This is a genomic window from Streptomyces sp. NBC_01176, assembly GCF_045039825.1.
GTDB lineage: Bacteria > Actinomycetota > Actinomycetes > Streptomycetales > Streptomycetaceae > Streptomyces.
This window is the reverse complement of sequence record NZ_CP108600.1, coordinates 5,550,728-5,572,833: the sequence shown is the minus strand read 5'-3', so window position 1 is coordinate 5,572,833 and position 22,106 is coordinate 5,550,728. Positions and strand designations below refer to the sequence as shown.

Here is a 22,106-nt window from a genome sequence, read left to right as displayed (position 1 = left end):
TCGCTGTCCGAACCATGTACCAGTGTCCTGTGTGCGGGCTTAACCCCCGCGGTAGACGAGAACGACATACCTGCCGGTTCCACTACGAACCGGTCACGCACTCTCGACAGACCATTGTGAGAGGGGTCACCCTGTCATTCATCCACGCGGGGAGGCATGGATGGGCAGGAGCCGCAGAACACTTCCGGAGGAGCTTCTGCTGCTGGCGTTGGACCCGACCACGGGTACCACCGCACAGCCGCAGTCGCTCGACCTCGGTCTGGCCGGAGCACAGCTAGTAGAGCTGGCGCTGGCCGGACGGATAGCCCCAGACGGGGATCGTATCGCCGTGGTGGCACCACGGCCGACTGGAGATCCAACACTGGACTGTGCGTTGGAACTGCTTCGCCGACGCGGAGCACCCGTACGCGCGGTCAACTGGATTGGCGGGCCCCGACTGGGACTTCGCCAGACCTACCTCTCGCATCTGGAGAGGTGCGGCATGGTCCATGCCGTGGCCGGCCAGATGTGCGGGGTGCTTCCGACGACTCGCTACCAAGCGACGGACACGGAGATCAGCCGGGAGATCAGGTCCCGGCTGGACAGCGCGATCCGCACCGGCGTACCGCCGGACCCGCGGACCGCGGCGCTCGCCGCGCTGGCCCATGCGGTCGGTCTCGGCAAGCACCTGTATCCGGGTAATGAGGGACGCTCGTCCCGCTCCCGGCTGCGGGACCTGATCAGACACGACCCCATGGGCGGCCTCGTGGCCCACGCGGTCATGGACGTTCAGAACGGTGTGGCCGCACAGCCGCGCCGCAGCCCGGCACCGGCAGGCCGTCCGGCCACCGCCGGAGTCAGGTCCGCACCGGAACCCGCCCGTGGGGTTCCGATGCAACCGCGCCACGGTTCCATGGCGCGCGCCGTGGTCCACTGAGCCGCAGTCCCTCGGCACGCACCGGCGGGCACCGTCGTACGCACCAGTCGCACCGCGTTCACACGGCGCACGCAGGAGACGCACCACACGCAGTACCCAGCACCGCCGGCACCACCCCAGCATCACCCAGCGCCGCACCGCAGTCCCCAGGATCCGGTTCGGGAGCCGCTGGCTCGCGCGGGGCGGTGGGCCGTACGTCCGGACGACGACACGGCTCCGCCGCCCCGCGCGGCCGCATTCAGGGGTGGAGCGCATATGCGCGCGGTATGCGCCGACGGGACGCACGGGTGTCCGAGAGGCGCCCCGGTACGCGCCGCATCCCCGAACTGGCCCGTACCCAGCGCATATCCGCTGTTTCCCAGCGGTAGAAAGCACCTTGGTGGCAATCTGCTCAACAGCAGATACGCAAAGTAGAGGCCCGCAGCCGGAGGTGCACGTCCCGTGGCGTCAAGTGTCAATCCCACCGTCCGGCGGCGCCGGCTCGGCCAGGAGCTGCGCCGGCTCCGCGAGCTCAAGGGCATGACGGCCGAAGAGGTCGCCGAGCGTCTGCTGGTCTCGCAGTCGAAGATCAGCCGGCTGGAGAACGGGCGGCGCAGCATCAGTCAGCGCGACGTCCGCGACCTGTGCGGGGTCTACGAGGTCGAGGACCACCGGATCGTCGACTCGCTGATGCAGATGGCCAAGGACTCGCGCCAGCAGGGCTGGTGGCACTCCTTCGGCGACATTCCGTACAGCGTCTACATCGGCCTCGAGACCGACGCGGCGAGCCTGCGCGTGTACGACCCCCAGGTCGTCCCGGGCCTGCTCCAGACCCGGCCGTACGCCGAGGCACTGATCGCGGGCGCGCTGCCCGAGACCGCGCCCGCCGACATCGACAAACGCGTCCAGGTACGTCTGCGCCGACAGGAACGTATCTCCGCCCCGGACAACCCGCTGCGCCTGTGGACCGTCCTCGACGAGTCCGCGCTGCGCCGGGTCGTCGGGAACCGCTCCCTCATGCGCGACCAGCTGGAGCACCTGGTGGAGCAGTCCCAGTTCCCGCACGTCACGGTGCAGGTGATCCCCTTCGAGATGGGCGCGCACCCGGGCCTCAACGGCCAGTACGCGATCCTGGAGTTCCCCGACGCGGCCGACTCCAGCGTCGTCTACATCGAGGGTGTCACCAGCGACCTGTACCTGGAGAAGGCGAACGACGTCCAGAAGTACAGCGTGATGTACGAGCACCTGCGGGCGCAGGCGCTGAACGTGGAGCAGTCGCGCCGGCTCATCGCGGACATCGCCAAGGAGTACGCGCGCTGAGGCGTGTTCCGGTGCTCCGGACGCACCCCTGATGGAGAAGTGGGGCACCTTACACTCCCGCCACTCCAGGACGGAAGACCCCACTGGAATATGCCACCCGGTCGAGTGAATAGTCGCTTCGCCCGCCGATGTTGGCGAGTAGCGTCGATCACGCCATCAAGCAACAACGTTGGCGTAAACCGCACCGCGAGTTCCGTAGCGAATCCGCGGTGCGGTGACAGCAACTCGACGACTGGCTATCGGAGCAATCATGGCAATCCAGCAAGGCGCCACGGACACGTGGACCAAATCCTCGTACTCGACCGGCAACGGCGCTTGTGTCGAGGTCAAGTCCCCGGTTCTCGCGGCGATGGCCGTCCGGGACTCGAAGGTCCCCGAGGGTCCCACGCTGGCGTTCCCCGCGAACTCGTGGAACTCCTTCGTGGCAGAGGTGAGCCGGGGGGCTTTCGACCTCGCCTGATGCATCGACATCTTCGCCGACACCCACAACTGCACCGACCAACCGCATACGCACCACAGACAGAGCCCTCTCGACTGGCCCGCCGTCCCGGCCGAGGGGGCTCGGCCCTTTCCCGGGAGCTCCCCCGGTTCAGCGCAGCCGGTCCACGTACCGGTCCGTCCCCGGCACCGTGGGAATGAACGGCGCCACCAACTCGACCTTCCCCAGGCCCCCTTCGGCCACCTCCGCCTCCCGTCCGGCGAAGTGCCCGGCCCAGCACTCCCGCGGATCCGTCTCCAGGAACCACAGCAGGGTCAGCCGTGTGCCGACGCCCTCGACCTGTTTCACGTACGTCATGCGGTCGCCGGGGAGCGGGGTGGGGCGGAAGACCGTGACCATGGCGGCCGGGGAGTGCGCGAGCCGCCCGGGGAGGTGGCGGGAGCGCAGCCATTCCAGCAACTCGGCCCGCTGCTCCGGCCCTTCGGCGTCGATCACCTCCAGGACCAGCCCGGCGTAGGGGTGGTCGAGGGCGTGGAAGTCGCGGGGCCCCGAGGCGCCGTCCCGGTACACCGTCGCCTCGTGGTCCTGGAAGGCCGTGAAGACATGCGTCCGGTCCTGGTACACCCGGCTGTCACGGTTCAGCCGCTTGTTGATCCCGACGGTCCACTTCATGTGGTCGTCGTAGCGGCCCTCGGTGACCCAGTACGTCGAGAGGTAGCACCCGGCGGTGACGGGCTGGGCGACCGCCGACTTCTCCGGCAGGCGCAGGAGTTGGAGGTCGCGGGTGGCGACCCAGCGGCGGCCCGCGTACATCCAGGGCATGGCCATCGCCCCGGCGTAGTAGTGGTCGTCCTCGTACCAGCGGTTGTAGGCGTACTCGTGGCCCGGGTGCGGCTCGACCATGGTGATCAGCGCGTGGCCCGGACGGACTCCGTACGGGCCGAGGGCGGCCAGTTCCGCGTACACCTCGCTGCGGGTGTCCTCACTCACGTCGTTCCCCTTCCTTCCTCCGCCGGTCGCCCATACTCTGACGCTCCGTCAGACAAAGCGCCAGAGCCGCGGCGCCCCGCGGCACGTGGACCGAAGGGGCGGCCCGGCCCGGAGGCGGACGCGCCGCACGAGGGAGGGGAGACTGCGATGTCACTGCTCGCGGGCAAGACCGTGGTCGTTTCGGGGGTCGGCGCCGGACTCGGCCATCAGGTCGCGGCGGCGGTCGTCCGCGACGGGGGGAACGCCGTGCTGGGGGCGCGCACGGAGGCCAACCTGGCCAAGTCCGCGGCCGACCTCGACCCGGACGGTGCGCACACCGCCTACCGGGCGACGGACATCACGGACGAGGCGCAGTGCGAGGCGCTGGCCGCGCTGGCGACGGAGCGGTTCGGCCGGATCGACGCCGTCGTCCATGTCGCCGCCTGGGACAGCTACTTCGGCGGCCTCCAGGACGCGGATTTCGCGACCTGGCAGTCGGTCATCGACGTGAACCTGCTGGGCACCCTGCGGATGACCCGCGCCTGTCTGCCCGCGCTGAAGGTGTGCGGCGGCTCGGTCGTCATCATCGGGACACAGTCGTCGGTGGCCGCCCCGTCACAGGTGCGGCAGGCGGCGTACGCGGCCTCGAAGGGCGCGCTGACGAGCGCGATGTACTCCATGGCGCGGGAGCTCGGTCCGCACCGGATCCGGGTCAACACCGTGCTGCCGGGCTGGATGTGGGGGCCGCCGGTGGAGGCGTACGTCCAGTTCACCGCGTACACCGAGGGCGTACCGGAGGCGGACGTCCTGAAGCGGCTCACCGAACGGATGGCCCTGCCCGAGCTGGCCACGGACGGGGATGTCGCGGACGCCGCGGTGTTCCTGGCCTCCGACCGGGCGCGGGCGGTCACCGGGCAGTCCCTGCTCGTGAACGCCGGCGAGATCATGCGGTAGCCGTACCAGTCCCGCCGTCCCTTCCCAGCCGTACGGGACCCGCATCCCGTACGCCCGTGTCACCTAGGTCGTCCTGTCGATGTGCTGGCGAAGTGCCCGCTCATGGTGTGGTCCGCGTCACGGACACGACAACAGCCCGGGGGGTAAAGTAGAGGCAAAATCGTTCTGCTTTCTGATCTGCGTTCATATCTGTGACCGCGAAGGGTCTTGACCGCCCCCTCCGAACGGCGGTTCAATCCCCGAAGTCCCCGCTCCCGCACGGGGGCGCCGCCCTCCCCCGTTCGGCTTCGCCCGAGCAGGGGGAACCCATGCGTACTGGCGAAGTGCCGTCCGGTATCTGCAGGTTCACAAGGCGGACCCCTGGAGGGGGCACATGAACGGTCTCGACTGGGCCGTCCTGGTCGCGTACTTCGGCGTCATGACCGCGATCGGCTTCTGGTCCCACAAGCGCGTGGACGACGTCAGCGACTTCTTCACCGCGGGCGGCAAGATGCCGTGGTGGCTGTCCGGCATCTCGCACCACATGTCGGGCTACAGCGCGGTGATGTTCACCGGGTACGCCGGCATCGCGTACACGTACGGCATCACGTCGTACGTCACCTGGGCCCTGCCCATCGCCATCGGCGTGCTGCTCGGCGCCAAGCTCTTCGCGCCCCGGCTCAACCGCCTGCGGTCCCGGCTGCACGTGGCCTCACCGCTCGAATATCTCAAGGACCGCTACAACGTCTCGACCCAGCAGGCACTCGCCTGGTCCGGCATCCTGCTGAAGATCGTGGACGTCGGCGCGAAGTGGGCGGCCATCGCCACCCTGCTGAGCGTCTTCACCGGGGTCACACTCACCCAGGGCATCCTGATCACCGGCGGCATCACGGCCGTGTACTGCACGATCGGCGGATTGTGGGCCGACGCGCTCACCGAACTCGGCCAGTTCGTCATCCAGTTGCTGGCCGGGCTCTCGATGCTGATCATCGCGCTGAACAAGATCTCCGACCAGGGCGGCCTGTCCAAGGCGCTCGACTCACCGAAGCTGCACGGTCACGCGAACGGCTTCGCGGGTCCCTATCTGACCGTCTTCTTCATCGCGTACCTCTTCATCAAGCTCTTCGAGTACAACGGCGGCATGTGGAACCAGGCCCAGCGCTACATGGCGACGGGCAGCGCGAAGCAGGCCACGAAGTCGGCCTTCCTCTCCGCGGGACTGTGGTTCGTCTGGCCCGTGATCCTCTTCATTCCCATGTGGCTGTCGCCGCTGCTCGTCACGGCGAAGAAGCCGGACGGTTCCGACGCCTACGGCCTGATGACCGAACAGCTGCTCCCGCACGGGCTGTTGGGCCTGGTCGTCGTCGGCTTCTTCTCGCACACGATGGCCATGTGCTCCTCGGACGCCAACGCCATCGCCGCCGTGTTCACCCGGGACGTCGTGCCGGTCCTCTCCAAGGCCGCGCGGGCCTGGGACACCCGGGCCGGGCTGATCGCCGGACGCGTCACGACCGTCGCGTTCCTCGGCCTGTCGATGGCGGTGGCCACGCAGGTCAACTCGCCCACCTTCAAGGACATCATCACGGTGGTCATCAAGTGGGTGGCCGGTCTGATGGGTCCGATCGCGATCCCGTTCATCCTGGGACTGCTGCGGCAGTTCCGGAAGTCCGGGCCGACGGCGGCCCTCACCAGCTGGGCGTGCGGGCTGCTCGCGTTCTTCTTCGTCAACTACCACCTGGATTTCTCGCAGCGCACGGACGTGAAGCTGGAGTACCAGGTCTCCCTCCCGATGGTCATCTCCCTCGTCCTGTACATCCTCATCGGCCTGATCAAGCCCGAGGACACACCGGAGCGGGACGCGATCATCGAGAAGATCAACACGGACGACGACGGGGACGGGGCGGCCGCGGCGGCGATCCCGGCCCAGGCGGACGGTGCGTCGGCCAGCCCCTCGGGCGTCTGAGGACACGCCCTTCCGGCGCCCGCGCACGCGTCGTGAGGACCGGCCCCGGGGACGGCGTTCCAGTTCGGCCCCGGGGACGGCGCTCAGGCCCGCGGATAGCGGGCGAGCCACCCGGGGGACGACGCCCCGGGGCTGTGCAACGCGGGCCCCTGCGTCATCTCCATCGCGAAGTCGTCCGCGAGGACGAGCATCGTGGGACGGCCCTCCAGCTCGGCCAGCCAGGCCGGCGGGAGGGCCGTCTCGCCGTGCAGGGCCCCCAGCAGCCCCCCGGTCAGGGCCCCCGCCACCGCGGAGCGCCCACCGTGGTTCACGGCCAGACACAGCCCGTGCCGGATGTCCTCCCCCACCAGCGCGCAGTACACGGCGACCGCGAGCAGCCGCTCCGCCGTGCCCTCACCCGCCAGATCCTCCACCCGGGCCGGCGACGGCATCCCCTGCCGTACGGCCCCCAGCGCGTGCTGCAGGGCGTCGCTGACGGGCTGCTGGCCCGGCCGCGCGGCCAGGATCGCGAGCGCCCGCTGCACGGCGCTGTCGAGGCTCTCGCCGCGGGCCAGCGCGTGGACGATGACGGCGTACGCGCCCGCCGCGAGATACGCCGTGGGGTGCCCGTGCGTCTGCGCGGCGCACTCGACGGCGAGCTGCACCACCAGTTGCGGCTCCCAGCCGACGAGCAGTCCGAAGGGCGCGGAGCGCGCGGCGGCCTCGGGGCCCAGCTCGCCGGGGTTCTTGGGGGCGTCCAGCGTGCCCATGGTCTCGTCGCCGAAGCCGGTCAGACAGGCCCTGGCGGGGTCGCGCCGGGCGTACAGCCACTCCTCGCGGGCCAGCCAGCCGTCGTCCTTGCGGCGCTCGTCCGGACCCCAGTCGCTCTGGGTCGCCGCCCAGCGGCGGTACGCGCGGTGCAGGTCGGTCGGTGGATGCCAGGCGCCGGTGTCGCGGCGCACCTGGGCGCGGACGAGGCCGTCGAGGGTGAAGAGCGTGAGCTGGGTGAGGTGGGTGACGGTGCCGCGGCCGTCGTGCCCGACGGCGAGGTCGTTCAGCCCCTCCGCGCCGTACTCCTGACGGATCTCCTCCAGGGTGAGCCCGTCGAGCGGAGTGCCCAGGGCGTCGCCGACAGCCGTGCCCAGCAGGGTGCCACGGACCCGGCTGCGGAAGTCCTGCTGTTCGGCACGGCCCCAGACGGCACCGGCTGTCGCACCCACCGAGACCTCCCCAGGCACCGTCCGCACGTCCGACAGTTCAGCACTGTAATCGACAGGGAACGGTCCGTTCAGAGCACGGAACGGTATGGGAAGTGTGCCCCGACTGAACCAAGTGATCGCTTATGGACGCCGTTCGGTCGGCTTCTCCCGGATCACGCGCGGCGGGTCATCCGGGACGCGGGGCGGACCGGGCCGCCCGCGCCGCGGCGACGCGTTCGACGAGCGGCACGAGGCGGTCCCGGTCGGCGCCGGGCGCGTGCAGCAGGGCGTCGAGCGCTTCGGACAGGTCGTCGAGAGCCCGTCCGCCCGGCCCGTCGCCGGAGCGGGGCCCCAGGGCGTGCTCCAGGTCGAGGCGGGCCTCGTCGTGGCGCCGCAGGGCGGTCAGGGCGCGGGCACGGCACAGCAGCACGGCCGTCTCGTCGGGCCGCAGGGCCTTCGCCCGGTCGGCGTCGGACAGGGCCGCAGCGGCATCGCCGAGCCCGAGGCGGAGCTCCGCCCGGTGACGCAGTGCCCAGGGGTACTCCGGCACCAGGGCGATGGCCCGGTCCAGGTCCGCGAGGGCCTCGGCCGACCGGCCGAGGCCCCGGTGGCAGACCCCTCGGCTCGCGTACGCCGACGCGTACGCGCCGTCGATGCCGATGGCCCGGTCGTAGTCGGCCAGCGCCTCCTCGTGCCGGCCCGCCGAGCGGAGCGCGTCACCGCGCTCGCACAGTCCCCAGCCCCAGTCGGGCAGCAGGCGCAGGCCCAGGTCGAGGTCGGCCAGCTGCCGGGCCGGCTCGCCCAGGCCCCGCCACACCCGGGCCCGGCGGCCCAGCGCCCAGGGGTAGTCGGGCTTGAGTTCCAGTGCGCGGTTCAGATCCGCGAGGGCCTCGGCGAGCTGTCCGAGCCGCTGCCGGGTCGCTCCCCTGGACGCCCAGGCGAAGTGGTACGAGGGGTCGAGTGCGATCGCCCGGTCCAGATCGCCGATCGCCTCGGCGTCGTGCCCGAGGATGCGGCGGTACTCACCGCGCACGGAGATCGTCTCGGCGTCGTCCGGGGCGAGCGCGGCGGCTTGGTCCAGGTCGGTGATGCCGTTCTCGTAGTCGCCCAGACCGTTGCGGCCGAGGGCCCTGCCGCGGTAGGCCCGCGCCAGTCCGGGATCGAGGGCGATGGCCCGGTCGTACTCCGCCAGCGCCTCCTCGTACGCGCCGTCGTGCCGCAGCGCGCTGCCGCGGACCACCCTGGCGAGGGCCTGCCGGCGTTCGTCCAGTCCGCCGCGGTCCAGCAGCACCCCGAGCGCGGCGGCCACCCCGCCGTCGGCGAACGCCTCCGACAGGGCCCGCCCCCACGTCCGTACGGGCTCCGCGTCCGCGTCCTCCCCCGCCTCCGTCAGGACGCGTGCCCAGCGCCGGGCGGCGACGTCACCGCCGTCGCAGGCGTCCACGAAGTCCCGCAGCGCGGCGGGCAGCGCCGTCCGGGCGTTCGCGCACAGCAGGTGGTAGGTCTCCGCGAGCCGCAGCTCGCGCCAGCCCTCGTCCGCCCACAACTCCCCGGTGTCCCGGCCGTCCTCGGCCTCGGTCTCGGCCCGCCACCGCCCGAACGTCTCCGCGAGCCGGGTGTGCCGCTGTGCCCACCCTCGTGGCGAGCGCAGCCGCTGGAGGCGCAGCATCGGGGCCCGTACGACGTCGTGGTACTGGACGCGGTCCCCGCGGTCGCTGACGAAGGGGAGGCCGCGCAGCCAGCCGAACAGCGCGTCCGCCTCGTCCTGCGGGCAGTGCGCGGCGGCCCTGAAGACGTCGGCGTCCAGCCTCCTCGGCAGGGCGCAGGCGAGGGCCGCGGCCCGCCGGACGGGGTCCTGTTCCCACTTCAGGAAGCGCTCCACGGCCGTGGCGCTGGGGTCGCCCACGTCGTCCGGCCCGGCGGGCCGTCCGGCGGCGAGGGTGGACACCAGTACCGGCAGTCCGCCGGTGAGGCGCAGCACCTCCTCGACCACCGGTTCGGCCACCACTCCCTTGTCGGCGAGCAGGGCCCGCGCCTCGGCCTCCGTGAAGGGCGCGAGCGGTACGTCGGCCACGAAGTCGGCGAAGCCGCCCCAGCGGGCGGTGTCGAAGGGGCGCTGTCCGGCGGTGACGACCACGACGTTCGCCGGCAGGGCGCCGTGGCGGTCGGTCGTCATCACCTCGTGCAGCCATCCGTCGAGGAAGGGCGCGGTCCGCTCGTAGGTGTCGAAGAGCAGGACCAGCCAGGGGACCTCGGCGGCGACGGACGTCAGCTCGTCCAGCAGGACCGGGGTGAGGACGCGCTCCGGTGACTGGACCAGCCGCACGTCCTCCTGGTTGCGCAGCCGGGCGCCGATCCCGGCCCGCAACGAGTCCGCCCCGTGGGCGAGTTGGTTCGGGTCGAGGACTCCCGCGAAGGCGCCGACACCGGGCAGCAGGCCGAGTCCGACCAGGCTCGCGCGGGCGGCGGCCAGACTCGCGGGCGACGGCGGGGACGCCGGGGGTTCCGGCGTCTCCAGCGCTGCCGCCTCGGCTTCGTGCCGGCGCTCCCGGTGGGTGGCCAGCAGCCGGTCGAGGTCCTTGAACCGGTGGCCCTGCCGGGCGAAGCGCTCGCTGACCGCCGCCATCGCCTCGGGCACGCTGCCCACGCCCTCGTCGACATACGCGGTCAGCGCGCCGCGTTCCCGGGCGAGCTGTTCCAACTCCCGGACCAGGAAGGTCTTTCCGACTCCCGCGTTGCCGTGCACATGGAACAGGAACCGGTGCCGCTCGTCCTCCGGCGACAGCTCGAAGTTCTGCCGGAAGGCGGCCCGTTCGGCGCCGCGCCCGACGAACCCCTGCCGTCTGCGCTGCCGGATCAGCTCCTGCATCGACGGCCGCCCCCGCACCATCCGCCCGTTCCCCCCGTCACCGTCCGCTCGGACCGGACTCCAGTCTGGCGCATGGCGTCGGGATCGACGTGGGTCCGGTCCTGACGGACGACACCGTCACTCGACGACCGAGACGGGCGTCCCCTTGCTGCCGAACTTCCAGACCGCGTCCCCGTCGGCGCTGTGCATCCGGATCGCCCCGGTCCGTGCCCCGGCCGAGGGCTTCGGCGAGGAGCCGTCCTGGGCGTTGGAGAACGCGATGAAGACGCCCGACCGCACGGTGAAGTAGACGATGTTCTCGACCTTCGTCCCGTCGGTGCCCGTGGTCGAGGCGACGGTGGACGACACCGCGTACCGGCCCGGCGCGGGGCTCACCGTGCCCGGCCACACCGTGAAGGTGCGGCCGGCGGTGCCGGTCGCGTCGACGAGCCACACCCGGCGCTGAGCGAGGGAGTAGACGATGCGGCGGCCCGTGCCCGAGCCGTCGGGGACCGCGACCGGTGCGCTCTTCCTGGGCGAGGCGGAGGGGTGCGGGCTCGCCGACGCCGAGGGCTTCGCCTTCGGGGCGGAGGCGAGCGGGTGTGCCCCCTGGTCGGCCTGTGCGGCCAGGGCCGTGACGCCGACGAGCGCCGCCGCGGTCAGACCGGTGACCCAGACCCAGGAGGGAAGCCGTCGGGCAGGCACGGACACGCAACTCCTCAGCTCATGAAGCTTCCGGCTGACGAAGCTTCCGACCCTCGGCCGAGGGTCGGATCATCGTACTGCGAGACGCCGAGCGCGAACGCCGACCCCGGCGGCCCGGCTCGGGAGGCCCCGGCCCCCGAAGGCCCGCCCCCGCTGCGCCGGTCCCGGACGCCGCTCACCGCCACCGCCGGGTCCCTCACTCCAGTACGGGAAGCAGTTCCGGCAGGTGGCCGTCCGACGCCGCCGCCGCCCGCTGCCGCTCCTGGGGCACCTCGCCGTACAGGGTCGTCCGCGGCTTCGCCGGGCGCCCCGCCGCCTCCGCGACCGCGACGAGGTCCTTGACGGACTTGTAGGAGCCGTACGAGGAGCCCGCCATCCGGGAGATGGTCTCCTCCATCAGGGTGCCGCCGAGGTCGTTGGCGCCGGAGCGGAGCATCTCCGCCGCGCCCTCGGTGCCCAGCTTCACCCAGCTGGTCTGGATGTTGGGAATGTGCGGGTGGAGCAGGAGGCGGGCCATCGCGGTCACCGCGCGGTTGTCGCGGATCGTCGGGCCCGGCCGGGAGATGCCCGCCAGGTACACCGGCGCGTTGGTGTGGATGAAGGGGAGCGTCACGAACTCCGTGAAACCGCCGGTCCGCTGCTGGATGCGGGACAGGGTGCGGAAGTGGCCGAGCCAGTGCCGGGGCTGGTCGACATGGCCGTACATCATCGTCGAGGACGAGCGGATGCCCAGTTCGTGCGCGGTCGTCACGACCTCGATCCAGGTCGCCGCGGGCAGCTTGCCCTTGGTCAGGATCCAGCGGACCTCGTCGTCCAGGATCTCCGCGGCGGTGCCGGGGATGGTGTCGAGGCCCGCCTCCTTGGCCGCGGTCAGCCATTCGCGCACCGACATCCCGGTGCGGGTCGCGCCGTTCACCACCTCCATGGGCGAGAAGGCGTGCACATGCATGCCGGGGACGCGCTCCTTGACCGCCTTCGCGATGTCGAAGTACGCGGTGCCGGGCAGGTCGGGATGGATACCGCCCTGCATGCAGACCTCGACCGCCCCGACGTCCCAGGCCTGGGCGGCCCGGTCGGCCACCTGGTCCAGGGACAGGGTGTAGGCGTCCGCGTCCGTACGGCGCTGGGCGAAGGCGCAGAAACGGCAGCCGGTGTAGCAGACGTTGGTGAAGTTGATGTTCCTGGTGACGATGTACGTGACGTCGTCACCGACGACGGACCTGCGGACGTCGTCCGCGATGCGGCACAGGGCGTCCAGCGCCGGGCCGTCCGCGTGCAGCAGCGCGAGCGCCTCGTCGTCCGTCAGCCTCGTCGGATCGTCGGCGGCCGTCGCCAGCGCGGACCGGACGTCGGTGTCGATACGGGACGGCACCATGCCGGGGGCCGCCGCCTCCCGCAGCGCCTCCCAGTCGCCGTAGACGAGGTCGAAGTCCTCGCGGCGGTCGCCGGTGCGGCCCTCGGTGTCGATCGACGCGTGCAGGTCCGTACGCCCCGACGCCGTGAACGCCTCCTCGGGTTCCTGCCAGGGGTGCCCCTCGACGACGGCGCCCGGCAGCGCCAGGCCCGTCTCCGGATCGGCCAGCGCCCGTACGTGCGGCAGCAGCCGCGGGTCCAGCCAGGGTTCGCCGCGCTGCACGAACTCCGGGTAGACACAGAGCCGTTCGCGCAGTTCGAAGCCGGCCGCGCGGGACTGCTCGGCCAGCTGCTCGATCCGCGGCCACGGCCGCTCGGGGTTGACGTGGTCGATGGTCAGCGGGGACACCCCGCCCCAGTCGTCGATCCCCGCGCCGATCAGCCGTCCGTACTCGGAGTCCACCAGGTTGGGCGGTGCCTGGAGGCAGGCGGCCGGACCCATGATGTGCCGGGCCACGGCCACCGTGGCGACCAGCTCGTCCAGTTCCGCGTCCGGCATCCCGCGCATCGCGGTGTCCGGCTTGGCGCGGAAGTTCTGGATGATCAGTTCCTGGATGCCGTGGTACGCGCGGGAGACGCGGCGGAGCGCGAAGAGGGAATCGGCGCGCTCCTCGTACGTCTCGCCGATGCCGATCAGCAGCCCGCTGGTGAAGGGGACCGAGGAGCGGCCCGCGTCCTCCAGGACCCGCAGCCGTACGGCGGGTTCCTTGTCCGGGGAGCCGTGGTGCGGTCCGCCGGGCTCGCTCCACAGCCGGGTGGCCGTCGTCTCCAGCATCATGCCCATGCTGGGCGCGACGGGCTTGAGCCGCTGGAAGTCGGTCCAGGACATGACGCCCGGGTTGAGGTGCGGGAGCAGTCCCGTCTCCTCCAGGATGCGGATGGAGATGGCCCGCACATAGGCGATCGTGTCGTCGTACCCGTGCGCGTCCAGCCACTCCCGCGCCTCGGGCCAGCGGTCCTCGGGTTTGTCGCCGAGGGTGATGAGGGCTTCCTTGCAGCCGAGTTCGGCACCGCGCCGGGCGATGTCGAGGACCTCGTCCGGGGACATGAACATCCCGTGCCCGGCCCGGCGCAGCTTGCCCGGGACGGTCACGAAGGTGCAGTAGTGGCACTTGTCCCGGCACAGCCGGGTGAGCGGGATGAACACGCTCTTGGAGTACGTGATGACGCCGGGCCGGCCCGCGGCGTCGAGGCCCGCGTCACGCACCCGCGCGGCGGACGCGGCGAGGTCGTCGAGATCCTCGCCACGCGCCTGGAGCAGTACGGCCGCCTCGGTGACGTCGAGCGCGACGCCGTCCCGCGCGCGCCTGAGCGCCCGCCGCATGGAGTTCGCCGTCGGCCCGGTCCCGGGAGTCGCGGAAGTCGTCATCCTTCGAGCATACGATCGCCGTGATCAGGCGTCGGAGGGCGTGGGCGGATTCCTCCGGCCGGGCGGACCGGCACGGGGGCGGCCGCCGGCCCTGCGCGGGACCGGTTCCCCGTCGCCGGAGCGGTTCCCGCATCGCGCGCCGCTGCACCGAAAGCTGTCGATCCCCTTCCCTTGCACCACCGTTCACTGCTGAATACCAGGGTTGTACGGGATACGCCCGCACCACCCCTGCACCACCCATGTCAGCGACGACACCCTGGGAGCGGCAGTATGTGCGAGGACGAACACGACGACGGCATGGCCAGGCGCGCGCTGTTCGCGACGGGAGCGGCCGCGGCGCTTACGTTGGGAAGCGTGACCTTCGCGAGTGGCGCCGGAGCGGCCGACCGTACCGAGACCCGGACGGTGTCGGGCACCCTGCCCGTCGGTGCGCCGGACTTCGTGTACCTCCCGGTCGAGGTCCCGCACGGGGTGCGGGAGATCCACGTCGCGTACACCTACGAGAAGCCGTCGGTCCCGGCGGGCACCGCGGGCAACGCGCTCGACATCGGCCTCTTCGACGAGCGCGGCACGGAGCTGGGCGGCGAGGGCTTCCGCGGCTGGTCGGGCGGGGCGCGTACGGAGTTCTTCGTCCGGGCGGACGACGCGACCCCGGGATACGTCCCCGGCCGGATCCGCCCCGGCACCTGGCACATCGCGCTCGGCCCGTACACGGTGGCGCCGCAGGGCCTGTCGTACGAGGTCACCGTCACGCTCACCTACGGGGAGCAGGCCGCGACGCCGGCCCCGGTGTACCCCCCGTCGCGCGCGAAGGGCCGCGGGCGTGCCTGGTACCGGGGCGACTGCCATCTGCACTCCTGGCACTCGGACGGCCGCCGCACCCCGGCGGAGATCGCGGCACTGGCACGGGCGGCGGGCCTGGACTTCATCAACACCTCGGACCACAACACGCACTCCTCGCATCCGCACTGGGCGGACCAGGCGGGCGACGACCTGCTGATCATGCTCGGTGAGGAGGTCACCACGCGCAACGGCCATGTGGTGGCGCTCGGCACGGACCCGGGCACGTTCGTCGACTGGCGCTACCGCGCCCGCGACAACCGGTTCGGCCGTTTCGCCCGCCGGATCCGCCGCGCGGGCGGCCTGGTCGTCCCGGCGCATCCGCACACCACCTGCATCGGCTGCGGCTGGAAGTTCGGGTTCGGGGAGGCGGACGCGGTCGAGGTGTGGAACGGCCCGTACACGCCGGACGACGAGGTGGCCCTCGCCGAGTGGGACAACACGCTGGTGGCGTCCGTCCGTTCGGAGACGCGGTCCTGGCTCCCGGCGACGGGCAACAGCGACGCCCATCGCGACCCGGACGCGGTCGGCACACCGCAGACGGTCGTCCTCGCCGACGACCTGACCCGGGAGGCCGTCCAGGAGGGCATCCGCGCGGGCCGTTCGTACGTGGCGGAGTCGAAACTCGTGTCGCTCTCCTTCTCCGCCACCGGTGCGAAGGGCGAGCACGCCGGGATCGGCGAACGCCTGCGGGTCGCCCACGACACCCCGGTCACCGTCCGCCTGGAGGTCACCGGCGCCCCGCGCTGCACGGCCCGCTTCGTCACCGACGAGGGGGTCCTGTTCACCAGTGACGTCCTGCCGGTCTCCGGCTCGGGCACGGTGGAGTGGCGGACGACCGCGCGGTACGCGGCCTACGTACGGGCTGAACTGCGGCACGAGACGGCGGCGGGTCCGGTCCCGGGAGCACTGGCCGCGTTCACCAACCCGATCTTCCTGGGCGCCTGACCGGCGGGCTCACGCCCGGCCGAGGGCCAGCAGGGCCACCAGGAGGACCATCAGCGCGCCCAGTCCCGCCCCGGCCGCCTTCGCACCGCCCCGGGGCAGGAAGATCCCGGCGACCGTCGCCAGCGTGACGAGCGGCACGCCGACCAGGGCGAGCAGGACCAGCGCGTCCGTGGAGCCCGTTGTGCGCACGCCGTCCTGGCAGGTGTCGCAGGCAACGGCGAGCAGCGGACCAAAGGCCGCGACGAGTGTGCCCGTTCCGAGTACCAGGGACGCGAGGACGGTCAGGACGGCCCACTCGGAGGGGGTGCGCCGGGGCCGGGTGCTGTCGGTGTTCGCCATGCCGTCGACGCTACGGAGGGCGCGGAACGGCCCGCATCCGTCGTCGTACTCAGACCACCGCGCCCCGGTACCTGAGCGGCGTCGCTACGGCTGTTCCGGAGCCGTGTTGGAGAGCCGGTCGAGCCACTCCCCGAGCAGCGCGGACTCGCCGGGGGTGAAGGCCGGGCTGGGGGTCTGCCGGAGGAGCGCGCCGAGGCGGGTGGCGGTGGCGGGGACCGGAGCCTCGCCGGTGCCGTCCGTCGCGGTGCCGGACGAGCCGGGGGCGGGGGCGGGGTCCGTCATCACCTCCGGTACGAAGACCGCGGTGTGCACGGCGTCCCGTACCCGGCGCGACAGGGTCCTGTCGTCGAAGGTGGCCGGGCGGGAGACCAGCATCAGGCAGACGCCCACGTTGGCGGACATGATCATCTGTGCGGCCAGTTCGGGTGCCAGGCGCAGCTTGCCCTGCTCGGCCGCCCGCCGGAGGTCCTCGGTGAGGATGCGGTGGGACTCCAGGGCGGCGGCGGGCGGGGTGCGCATCGCCGGGGAGTTCATCAGCCGGTAGAGGTTGGGGTTGCGCAGGGCGAAGTCCGTGTGGGTGTCCCAGCCGTCGCGCAGGTCCCGCACGGGATCCGTGCCGGGGCCCCGCTCGCGCTTGGTCGCCAGGTACTGGTCGAAGCCGTGGTCGACGACCGCCGACAGCAGGCCCTCCTTGTCCCCGAAGTGGCGGTAGAGCGCCGGGGCGCCGACCCCGGCGGCCTCGCACACCGCCCGGGTCGAGACGTCACCGTCCGGGGACCGGGCGACCAGGGCGGCCGCCACCTCGAGGATCCGCGCCTTCGTACTCACGGGGCCGACGGTAGCGGAGGTCACGCGGCCACCTCGCGCGGGGCCGGGCGCGGGGCCAGCAGGTCCTCCAGGCCGATCCGGGTCAGGAACTCGGCCCGGACGCGGTCCGCGACCCGGCTGACCTCCTGCGAGCCGTCGTCGGCGGGGTCCACGTGCACCCGGAAGGGCCGCTTGCCGTCCGGGGCGGCGACGACCTCGACGACGGCGTCGGCGACGAGGGACGCGTCCACGCCGGCGGGCGCGAGGGCGGCGAGGCGCCGGGCGACCTGGTCCGTCAGACCCGCGTAGTGCTCCTCGTACGCCCGGATCACCGCGGCGTCGGCGGGACGGCCGCCGTTGGCGAAGTGGTCGGTCCCGGAGGTGAAGGCGCCCGGCACCACGATGCTGGTCTCGATGCCGAAGCGGGCCAGTTCGGCGGCGTACGACACGGCGAGCGCGTCCATCGCGGCCTTGGCGGCGAAGTACGGCGCCAGGTAGGGCGGGGTGCCGCCGCGCGAGGAGGTCGAGCCGACCCACACCAGCAGGCCGTGCCCCTGGGCGCGCAGGTGCGGCAGCGCGGCCCGGTTGACCCGCTGGGTGCCGAGCACGTTCGTGTCGTAGACCGCCGCCAGTTCTTCGGGCGTGAAGGCCTCCGCCGGTCCGGTCACCATGTGCCCGGCGTTGTGCACCAGTACGTCCAGGGTGCCGGTCCGCGCCAGCACCTCGGCGATCGCCGCGTCGGCCGACTCCTGGGAGAGGACGTCGAGCTCGACCGTACGGAGATCCACCCCGTGCGCGGCGGCGTACTCCTCGGCGACGGCGACCCGCACGGCGTTGCGACCGGCGGTGTCGCGCATCGCCGCGTACACCGTGTGACCGGCGCGGGCGAGGGCACGGGCGGACAGTGCGCCGAAGCCCGAACCGGCTCCGGTGATGAGGATCGTCCTGGGCGGGACGGGGACGGAACGCGCATCGGCGTCCATGGTCGAACTCCTTCGAGCCGAGGGGGGTGGGTCGGGAGGGGTGGGTCGTGGGGTCAGACGATGCCGCCGTTGGCGCGGAGCACCTGCCCGTTGACCCAGCGGCCGTCCGGGCCCGCGAGGAAGGAGACGATCCCGGCGATGTCCTGAGGGGTGCCGAGGCGCTCCAGCGGGGGCTGGGCCGCCGCCCGGGCGATGGTCTCCTCGTCCTTGCCGTCCAGGTACAGCGCGGTGGCGGTGGGGCCGGGGGCCACCACGTTGACGGTGACGTCCCGGCCGCGCATCTCGCGGGCGACGATCAGGGTCATGGCCTCGACGGCGCCCTTGCTGGCGGCGTAGCCGCTGTACCCGGGGAGCGCCAGCGCCAGCACGGAGCTGGAGAAGTTGATGAGGGCGCCGCCCGCGCGCAGCCGGCGCACGGCCTGCTGTCCGACGACGAACGTGCCGCGGACGTTGGTGCGGTGCATCCGGTCCAGGGCGTCGAGGTCGAGGTCGGCCAGCGGGGCCAGGGTCATGACTCCGGCGGCGTGGACGACGACGTCGACACCGCCGAAGCGGGCCTCCACCGCGTCGAAGAGGGCCGCCGTCGCGGTCTCGTCGGCGACGTCGGCGCGCAGGGCGAGGGCCTCGCCGCCCGCGTCGGTGATCGCGGCGACGGCCTTGCCGGCCTCCGCCTCGTTGCCCGCGTAGTTGACCACGACGGTGTATCCGTCGGCGGCCAGTCGCTCGGCGGTCTCGCGGCCGATCCCGCGGGATCCGCCGGTGACGATCGCGACGCGCGGGGAGGTACCGGTCCGCTCGCTCATGACGTTGCTCCTCGACCTTCGGGGGTAGCGGTGCTCGCAACCCGACGAGAGCAACGCTAACACCTCTTCGATAGCAACGCTACCTTCTGGCGTAGCGACGTTACGGACCGGTCGGCCACCTCCGCCGTACGAGGGTCATCCCGGCCATACGAGGGCCTGCACCTCGCTGTACGCGTGCAGGGCGTAGGAGCCCACGTCCCGCCCGACACCGCTCTTCTTGAACCCGCCGAAGGGCGCCTCCATGTTGCGGCCGACGGTGTTGATCCCGACCCCGCCCGCCCTGAGCCGCCGGGCGACCCGGAAGGCGCGGGCCACATCGCCCGACCAGACGTAGTCGATCAGCCCGTAGTCGCTGTCGTTGGCGAGCGCGATCCCCTCCTCCTCGTCGTCGAAGGGGACGACCACGACGACGGGCCCGAAGATCTCCTCGCGCACCACCCGCATGTCCGCGGTGCAGTCCACGAGAAGCGTGGGCGCGACGTAGAAACCCCGGTCGCGCGGGGGCCGTTCGCCACCCGCGACCACCCGCGCCCCCTCCTTCCGGCCGAGTTCGACATACGCCTCGACCCGGTCCCGGTGGGCCGCCGAGATGACCGGCCCGACCACTGTCCCCGGCTCCCGCGGATCCCCGACCGTCAACCGTCCGGCGTACGCGGCGAGTTCGCCGACCAGCCGGTCGTACACACCCCGCTGCGCGAGCACCCGGGTGGGCGCCGTACAGATCTGTCCGCTGTAGAACGAGTACGTGGTGCCGATCCCGGACACCGCCGAGTCGAGGTCGGCGTCGTCGAAGACGACCGCCGCCCCCTTCCCGCCCAGCTCCATCAGCTGACGCTTCATCCCGCGTCCGCACACCTCGGCGATCCGCCGGCCGACCGCGGTCGAGCCGGTGAAGCTGACCATGTCCACGTCCTCGCAGTCCACGGCCGCCTCCCCGGCCTCCGCACGCGAACCGCTCACCACGTTGAGCACACCCGGCGGCACGCCCGCCGCCTCCAGCGCCTCCGCCATCCGGTACACGGACAGCGGGTCCTGCGGGGCGGGCTTCACGACCACCGTGTTGCCCATGGCGAGCGCGGGGGCGATCTTGCCCGCCGGGTTGGCCCAGGGGTTGTTGTACGAGGTGATGCAGGTGACCACGCCGACGGGCTGGCGCACCGCGAGGGCGCCCATCACGGCCGCCCCGCCGAACGGCCCCGCCTCGTTGATCTGCGGCGGCAGCGGCCGCTCGGCCGGCTCGACCCTGGCGTAGCGCCGGAAGCGGGCGGCACCCACCCCCACCTGCATCCCGCGCGCGGTCGGCGTCGTGGCACCGCTCTCGGCCGCGGCGAGTTCGGCGTACGGGACGACATGGCGCTGGATGATGTCGGCCGCCCGGCCCAGCACGGCGGCGCGTTCCGCCGGGGGCGTCCGGGACCAGGGCCCGAAGGCCTCGCGGGCGGCGGCCGCCGCCGCCCGCACCTGGTCCCGGGAGGCCTCCGGCGCCCATCCGACGAGCCCCTCGGTCGCCGGGTCGGTCACCGCGTAGTGCCCGTCGTCGGGCGCGACCCACGAGCCGCCGATGAACAGCCGCTGCCCGTCGGCCGCCGGCCCGTTCCCGATGGCATCGCTCACCGCGTGCTCACCGTCCTCGTGTCCCGCCCGGAGCGGAGCACCTTCCCGGGGACGGCCCCGGTCACCGTGTCGTCGCGGATGGCCTCGACGCCGTTGACCCACACCGCCCGCACGCCGATCGCCTTCGAGTCCAGCCGCGGGCTGTACCCCGGCAGGTCGTGCACCAGGGTGGCCTTGCCCGCGTCGATCCGCTCCGGGTCGAAGAGCACGAGGTCCGCGTGGAAGCCCTCGGCGACGCGCCCGCGTTCCCGCAGCCCGAAGAGGCGCGCCGGGTCGTCCGTGAGCATCCGCACGGCCCGCTCCAGCGGCACCAGTCTCCGCCCGCGCAGACAGTCCCCGAGGAACCGGGTCGTGTACGGGGCCCCGCACATGCGGTCCAGATGGGCGCCCGCGTCCGAGCCGCCGAGCAGCACGTCCGGGTGCTGCCAGGTCTCCGCGCGCAGCGACCAGGAGTCGGGATCGTTGTCGGAGGGCATCGGCCACAGCACGGTCCGCAGCCCGTCTGCGGCGCAGATCTCGACCAGGCACTCGAAGGGCTCCTGGCCGCGTTCGGCCGCGATGTCCCCGACCACCCGTCCGGTGAGTCCCTCGTTGGCCGCGCTGTAGGTGTCGCCGATGACGTACCGCCCGAAGTGCGCGAGCCGCCGGAAGACACCGGCCTCCTTCGAGCCGGCCCGGCGCAGCATCTCGGCCCGTACGTCCGCGTCGCGCAGTCGCGCGATGCGCTCCGGCACGGGCAGCGCGAGGACCGGTCCCCAGCCGGGGATCAGGTTCAGCGCGCAGAAGGTGCCCAGCGACATGTTCATGGGGGTGAGGATCGGCATGGTGAGGGCCACCACCCGGCCGCCCGCCTTCCGTGCCCGCTCGCTCGCCAGCAGCTGCCTCGGCACCCGTTCGGGCACGGCGGCGTCGATCGTCAGCACGTTCCAGTTCAGCGGACGCCCCGCCACCGCGCTCATCTCGGCGAAGAGGTCGATCTCCGCGTCGCTGAACTGGTCGAGGCATCCGGCCGTGATCGCCTCGATCTGGGTGCCCTCGTGCTCCCCCACCGCCCGGCTGAGCGCCAGCAGTTCGCCGGGGCCGGCGTGCCGTGAGGCGACCGGTCTCCCGTCGCCGTCGGAGTGGGTGGAGGACTGAGTGGTGGACAGACCCCAGGCGCCGGCGTCCATCGCCTCGTGGAACAGCGTGAGCATCCGGGCCAGTTGCTCCCCGGTCGGCTGTCCGCCCACCGCGTCCGCGCCCATCACGTACCGTCGCAGCGCGCAGTGGCCCACCATGAAGCCCGCGTTGACGGCGATCCGCCCCTCCAGGGCGTCCAGGTACTCGCCGAAGGTGTGCCAGTTCCAGGGCGCGCCCTCCTCCAGGGCGACCAGGGACATGCCCTCGACCTTGGACATCATCCGCCGTGTGTAGTCGGCGTCCTCGGGCCGCTCGGGGTTGAGCGGGGCGAGCGTGAAGCCGCAGTTGCCGCCCGCGACGGTGGTGACCCCGTGGTTCAGGGACGGGGTCGCGTACGGGTCCCAGAACAGCTGGGCGTCGTAGTGCGTGTGCGGGTCGACGAAGCCGGGGGCGAGGACGAGACCCGTGGCGTCCTCGCTCGTCCGGGACGGTTCGGTCACCGTGCCGATCACGGCGATCCGGCCGTCCCGGATGCCGACGTCGGCCCGGCGGCCGGGCGCGCCCGTGCCGTCCACGACGGTCGCGTCCCTGATGACGTGGTCGAGCATGGCCGCCACCCCT

At 72.4% G+C, this 22,106-nt stretch carries 17 protein-coding genes; 6 read left to right on the top strand and 11 right to left on the bottom strand.

From position 1 onward, the window contains the following. The first annotated feature begins 160 nt into the window (after window positions 1-160). The 3 genes from OG199_RS24075 to OG199_RS24065 all read left to right on the top strand — a co-directional run bounded on the left by OG199_RS24075 (window position 161) and on the right by OG199_RS24065 (window position 2,675). Window positions 161-916 carry a GPP34 family phosphoprotein gene (locus OG199_RS24075; protein ID WP_266699834.1) on the top strand — a complete coding sequence of 252 codons (756 nt, stop codon included), beginning with the start codon at window positions 161-163 and terminating at the stop codon, window positions 914-916. A gap of 441 nt (window positions 917-1,357) precedes the next feature. Next, window positions 1,358-2,215 carry a helix-turn-helix transcriptional regulator gene (locus OG199_RS24070; protein ID WP_356797685.1) on the top strand — a complete coding sequence of 286 codons (858 nt, stop codon included), beginning with the start codon at window positions 1,358-1,360 and terminating at the stop codon, window positions 2,213-2,215. A 250-nt stretch (window positions 2,216-2,465) separates the two neighbouring features. After that, window positions 2,466-2,675: a DUF397 domain-containing protein gene (locus tag OG199_RS24065; protein WP_153290048.1), complete on the top strand. Its 210-nt coding sequence runs from the start codon at window positions 2,466-2,468 to the stop codon at window positions 2,673-2,675. A gap of 129 nt (window positions 2,676-2,804) precedes the next feature. On the opposite strand, the gene OG199_RS24060 is transcribed toward OG199_RS24065, so the two are convergent. Then, window positions 2,805-3,644: a hypothetical protein gene (locus tag OG199_RS24060; RefSeq protein ID WP_401800487.1), complete on the bottom strand. Its 840-nt coding sequence runs from the start codon at window positions 3,642-3,644 to the stop codon at window positions 2,805-2,807. A gap of 147 nt (window positions 3,645-3,791) precedes the next feature. On the opposite strand from OG199_RS24060, the gene OG199_RS24055 reads away from it, so the two are divergent. Both OG199_RS24055 and OG199_RS24050 read left to right on the top strand, forming a co-directional pair. Further along, window positions 3,792-4,577 (top strand): SDR family oxidoreductase, encoded by a 786-nt coding sequence (locus OG199_RS24055; protein ID WP_356797689.1) that lies wholly within the window; start codon window positions 3,792-3,794, stop codon window positions 4,575-4,577. A gap of 373 nt (window positions 4,578-4,950) precedes the next feature. After that, window positions 4,951-6,519: a sodium:solute symporter family protein gene (locus OG199_RS24050; RefSeq protein ID WP_356797691.1), complete on the top strand. Its 1,569-nt coding sequence runs from the start codon at window positions 4,951-4,953 to the stop codon at window positions 6,517-6,519. An 83-nt stretch (window positions 6,520-6,602) separates the two neighbouring features. On the opposite strand, the gene OG199_RS24045 is transcribed toward OG199_RS24050, so the two are convergent. The 4 genes from OG199_RS24045 to OG199_RS24030 form a co-directional block, all read right to left on the bottom strand. Next, window positions 6,603-7,718: an ADP-ribosylglycohydrolase family protein gene (locus OG199_RS24045; protein ID WP_356797693.1), complete on the bottom strand. Its 1,116-nt coding sequence runs from the start codon at window positions 7,716-7,718 to the stop codon at window positions 6,603-6,605. Between the two features lie 166 nt (window positions 7,719-7,884). Beyond that, a complete protein-coding gene (locus tag OG199_RS24040) occupies window positions 7,885-10,566 on the bottom strand; it encodes a tetratricopeptide repeat protein (protein WP_405831202.1) in 2,682 nt (893 codons plus the stop codon). Between the two features lie 117 nt (window positions 10,567-10,683). Continuing rightward, complete coding sequence (locus OG199_RS24035; RefSeq protein WP_356797697.1) at window positions 10,684-11,256, bottom strand: hypothetical protein; 573 nt, start codon at window positions 11,254-11,256, stop codon at window positions 10,684-10,686. A gap of 190 nt (window positions 11,257-11,446) precedes the next feature. Next, window positions 11,447-14,032 (bottom strand): bifunctional FO biosynthesis protein CofGH, encoded by a 2,586-nt coding sequence (locus OG199_RS24030; RefSeq protein WP_401800480.1) that lies wholly within the window; start codon window positions 14,030-14,032, stop codon window positions 11,447-11,449. A 270-nt stretch (window positions 14,033-14,302) separates the two neighbouring features. On the opposite strand from OG199_RS24030, the gene OG199_RS24025 reads away from it, so the two are divergent. Further along, window positions 14,303-15,820, top strand: a complete 1,518-nt coding sequence (locus OG199_RS24025) for a CehA/McbA family metallohydrolase (protein ID WP_401800478.1) — start codon at window positions 14,303-14,305, stop codon at window positions 15,818-15,820. Window positions 15,821-15,829: 9 nt separating this feature from the next. Here the strand turns inward: OG199_RS24025 and OG199_RS24020 are convergent, their stop codons facing one another. The 6 genes from OG199_RS24020 to OG199_RS23995 form a co-directional block, all read right to left on the bottom strand. Then, window positions 15,830-16,159 (bottom strand): hypothetical protein, encoded by a 330-nt coding sequence (locus tag OG199_RS24020; RefSeq protein WP_356797703.1) that lies wholly within the window; start codon window positions 16,157-16,159, stop codon window positions 15,830-15,832. Between the two features lie 84 nt (window positions 16,160-16,243). Then, window positions 16,244-16,987: a TetR/AcrR family transcriptional regulator gene (locus tag OG199_RS24015; protein WP_405831199.1), complete on the bottom strand. Its 744-nt coding sequence runs from the start codon at window positions 16,985-16,987 to the stop codon at window positions 16,244-16,246. 20 nt (window positions 16,988-17,007) lie between these two features. Then, entirely contained in the window at window positions 17,008-17,949 is a 942-nt protein-coding gene (locus tag OG199_RS24010) for an SDR family NAD(P)-dependent oxidoreductase (protein WP_405831197.1), read from the bottom strand. Between the two features lie 53 nt (window positions 17,950-18,002). Continuing rightward, on the bottom strand, window positions 18,003-18,752 hold the full coding sequence (locus tag OG199_RS24005) for an SDR family oxidoreductase (RefSeq protein WP_356797709.1): 750 nt from the start codon (window positions 18,750-18,752) through the stop codon (window positions 18,003-18,005). Window positions 18,753-18,887: 135 nt separating this feature from the next. Next, the gene (locus tag OG199_RS24000) at window positions 18,888-20,366 is read right to left on the bottom strand and encodes an aldehyde dehydrogenase family protein (protein WP_405831194.1); all 1,479 of its coding nucleotides are present in this window, start codon (window positions 20,364-20,366) and stop codon (window positions 18,888-18,890) included. Then, window positions 20,363-22,093 carry an amidohydrolase family protein gene (locus OG199_RS23995; protein ID WP_405831192.1) on the bottom strand — a complete coding sequence of 577 codons (1,731 nt, stop codon included), beginning with the start codon at window positions 22,091-22,093 and terminating at the stop codon, window positions 20,363-20,365. Before OG199_RS23995 ends, OG199_RS24000 begins: the two co-directional genes overlap by 4 nt. Between the last annotated feature and the right edge of the window lie 13 nt (window positions 22,094-22,106).

Coding starts and splice junctions, on each gene's coding strand:
- OG199_RS24075 (WP_266699834.1), top strand. CDS start 161: ATGGGCAGGAGCCGCAGAACACTTCCGGAGGAGCTTCTGCTGCTGGCG.
- OG199_RS24065 (WP_153290048.1), top strand. CDS start 2,466: ATGGCAATCCAGCAAGGCGCCACGGACACGTGGACCAAATCCTCGTAC.
- OG199_RS24055 (WP_356797689.1), top strand. CDS start 3,792: ATGTCACTGCTCGCGGGCAAGACCGTGGTCGTTTCGGGGGTCGGCGCC.
- OG199_RS24050 (WP_356797691.1), top strand. CDS start 4,951: ATGAACGGTCTCGACTGGGCCGTCCTGGTCGCGTACTTCGGCGTCATG.
- OG199_RS24040 (WP_405831202.1), bottom strand. CDS start 10,566: ATGCAGGAGCTGATCCGGCAGCGCAGACGGCAGGGGTTCGTCGGGCGC.
- OG199_RS24030 (WP_401800480.1), bottom strand. CDS start 14,032: ATGACGACTTCCGCGACTCCCGGGACCGGGCCGACGGCGAACTCCATG.
- OG199_RS24025 (WP_401800478.1), top strand. CDS start 14,303: ATGTGCGAGGACGAACACGACGACGGCATGGCCAGGCGCGCGCTGTTC.
- OG199_RS24020 (WP_356797703.1), bottom strand. CDS start 16,159: ATGGCGAACACCGACAGCACCCGGCCCCGGCGCACCCCCTCCGAGTGG.
- OG199_RS24010 (WP_405831197.1), bottom strand. CDS start 17,949: ATGGACGCCGATGCGCGTTCCGTCCCCGTCCCGCCCAGGACGATCCTC.
- OG199_RS24005 (WP_356797709.1), bottom strand. CDS start 18,752: ATGAGCGAGCGGACCGGTACCTCCCCGCGCGTCGCGATCGTCACCGGC.
- OG199_RS23995 (WP_405831192.1), bottom strand. CDS start 22,093: ATGCTCGACCACGTCATCAGGGACGCGACCGTCGTGGACGGCACGGGC.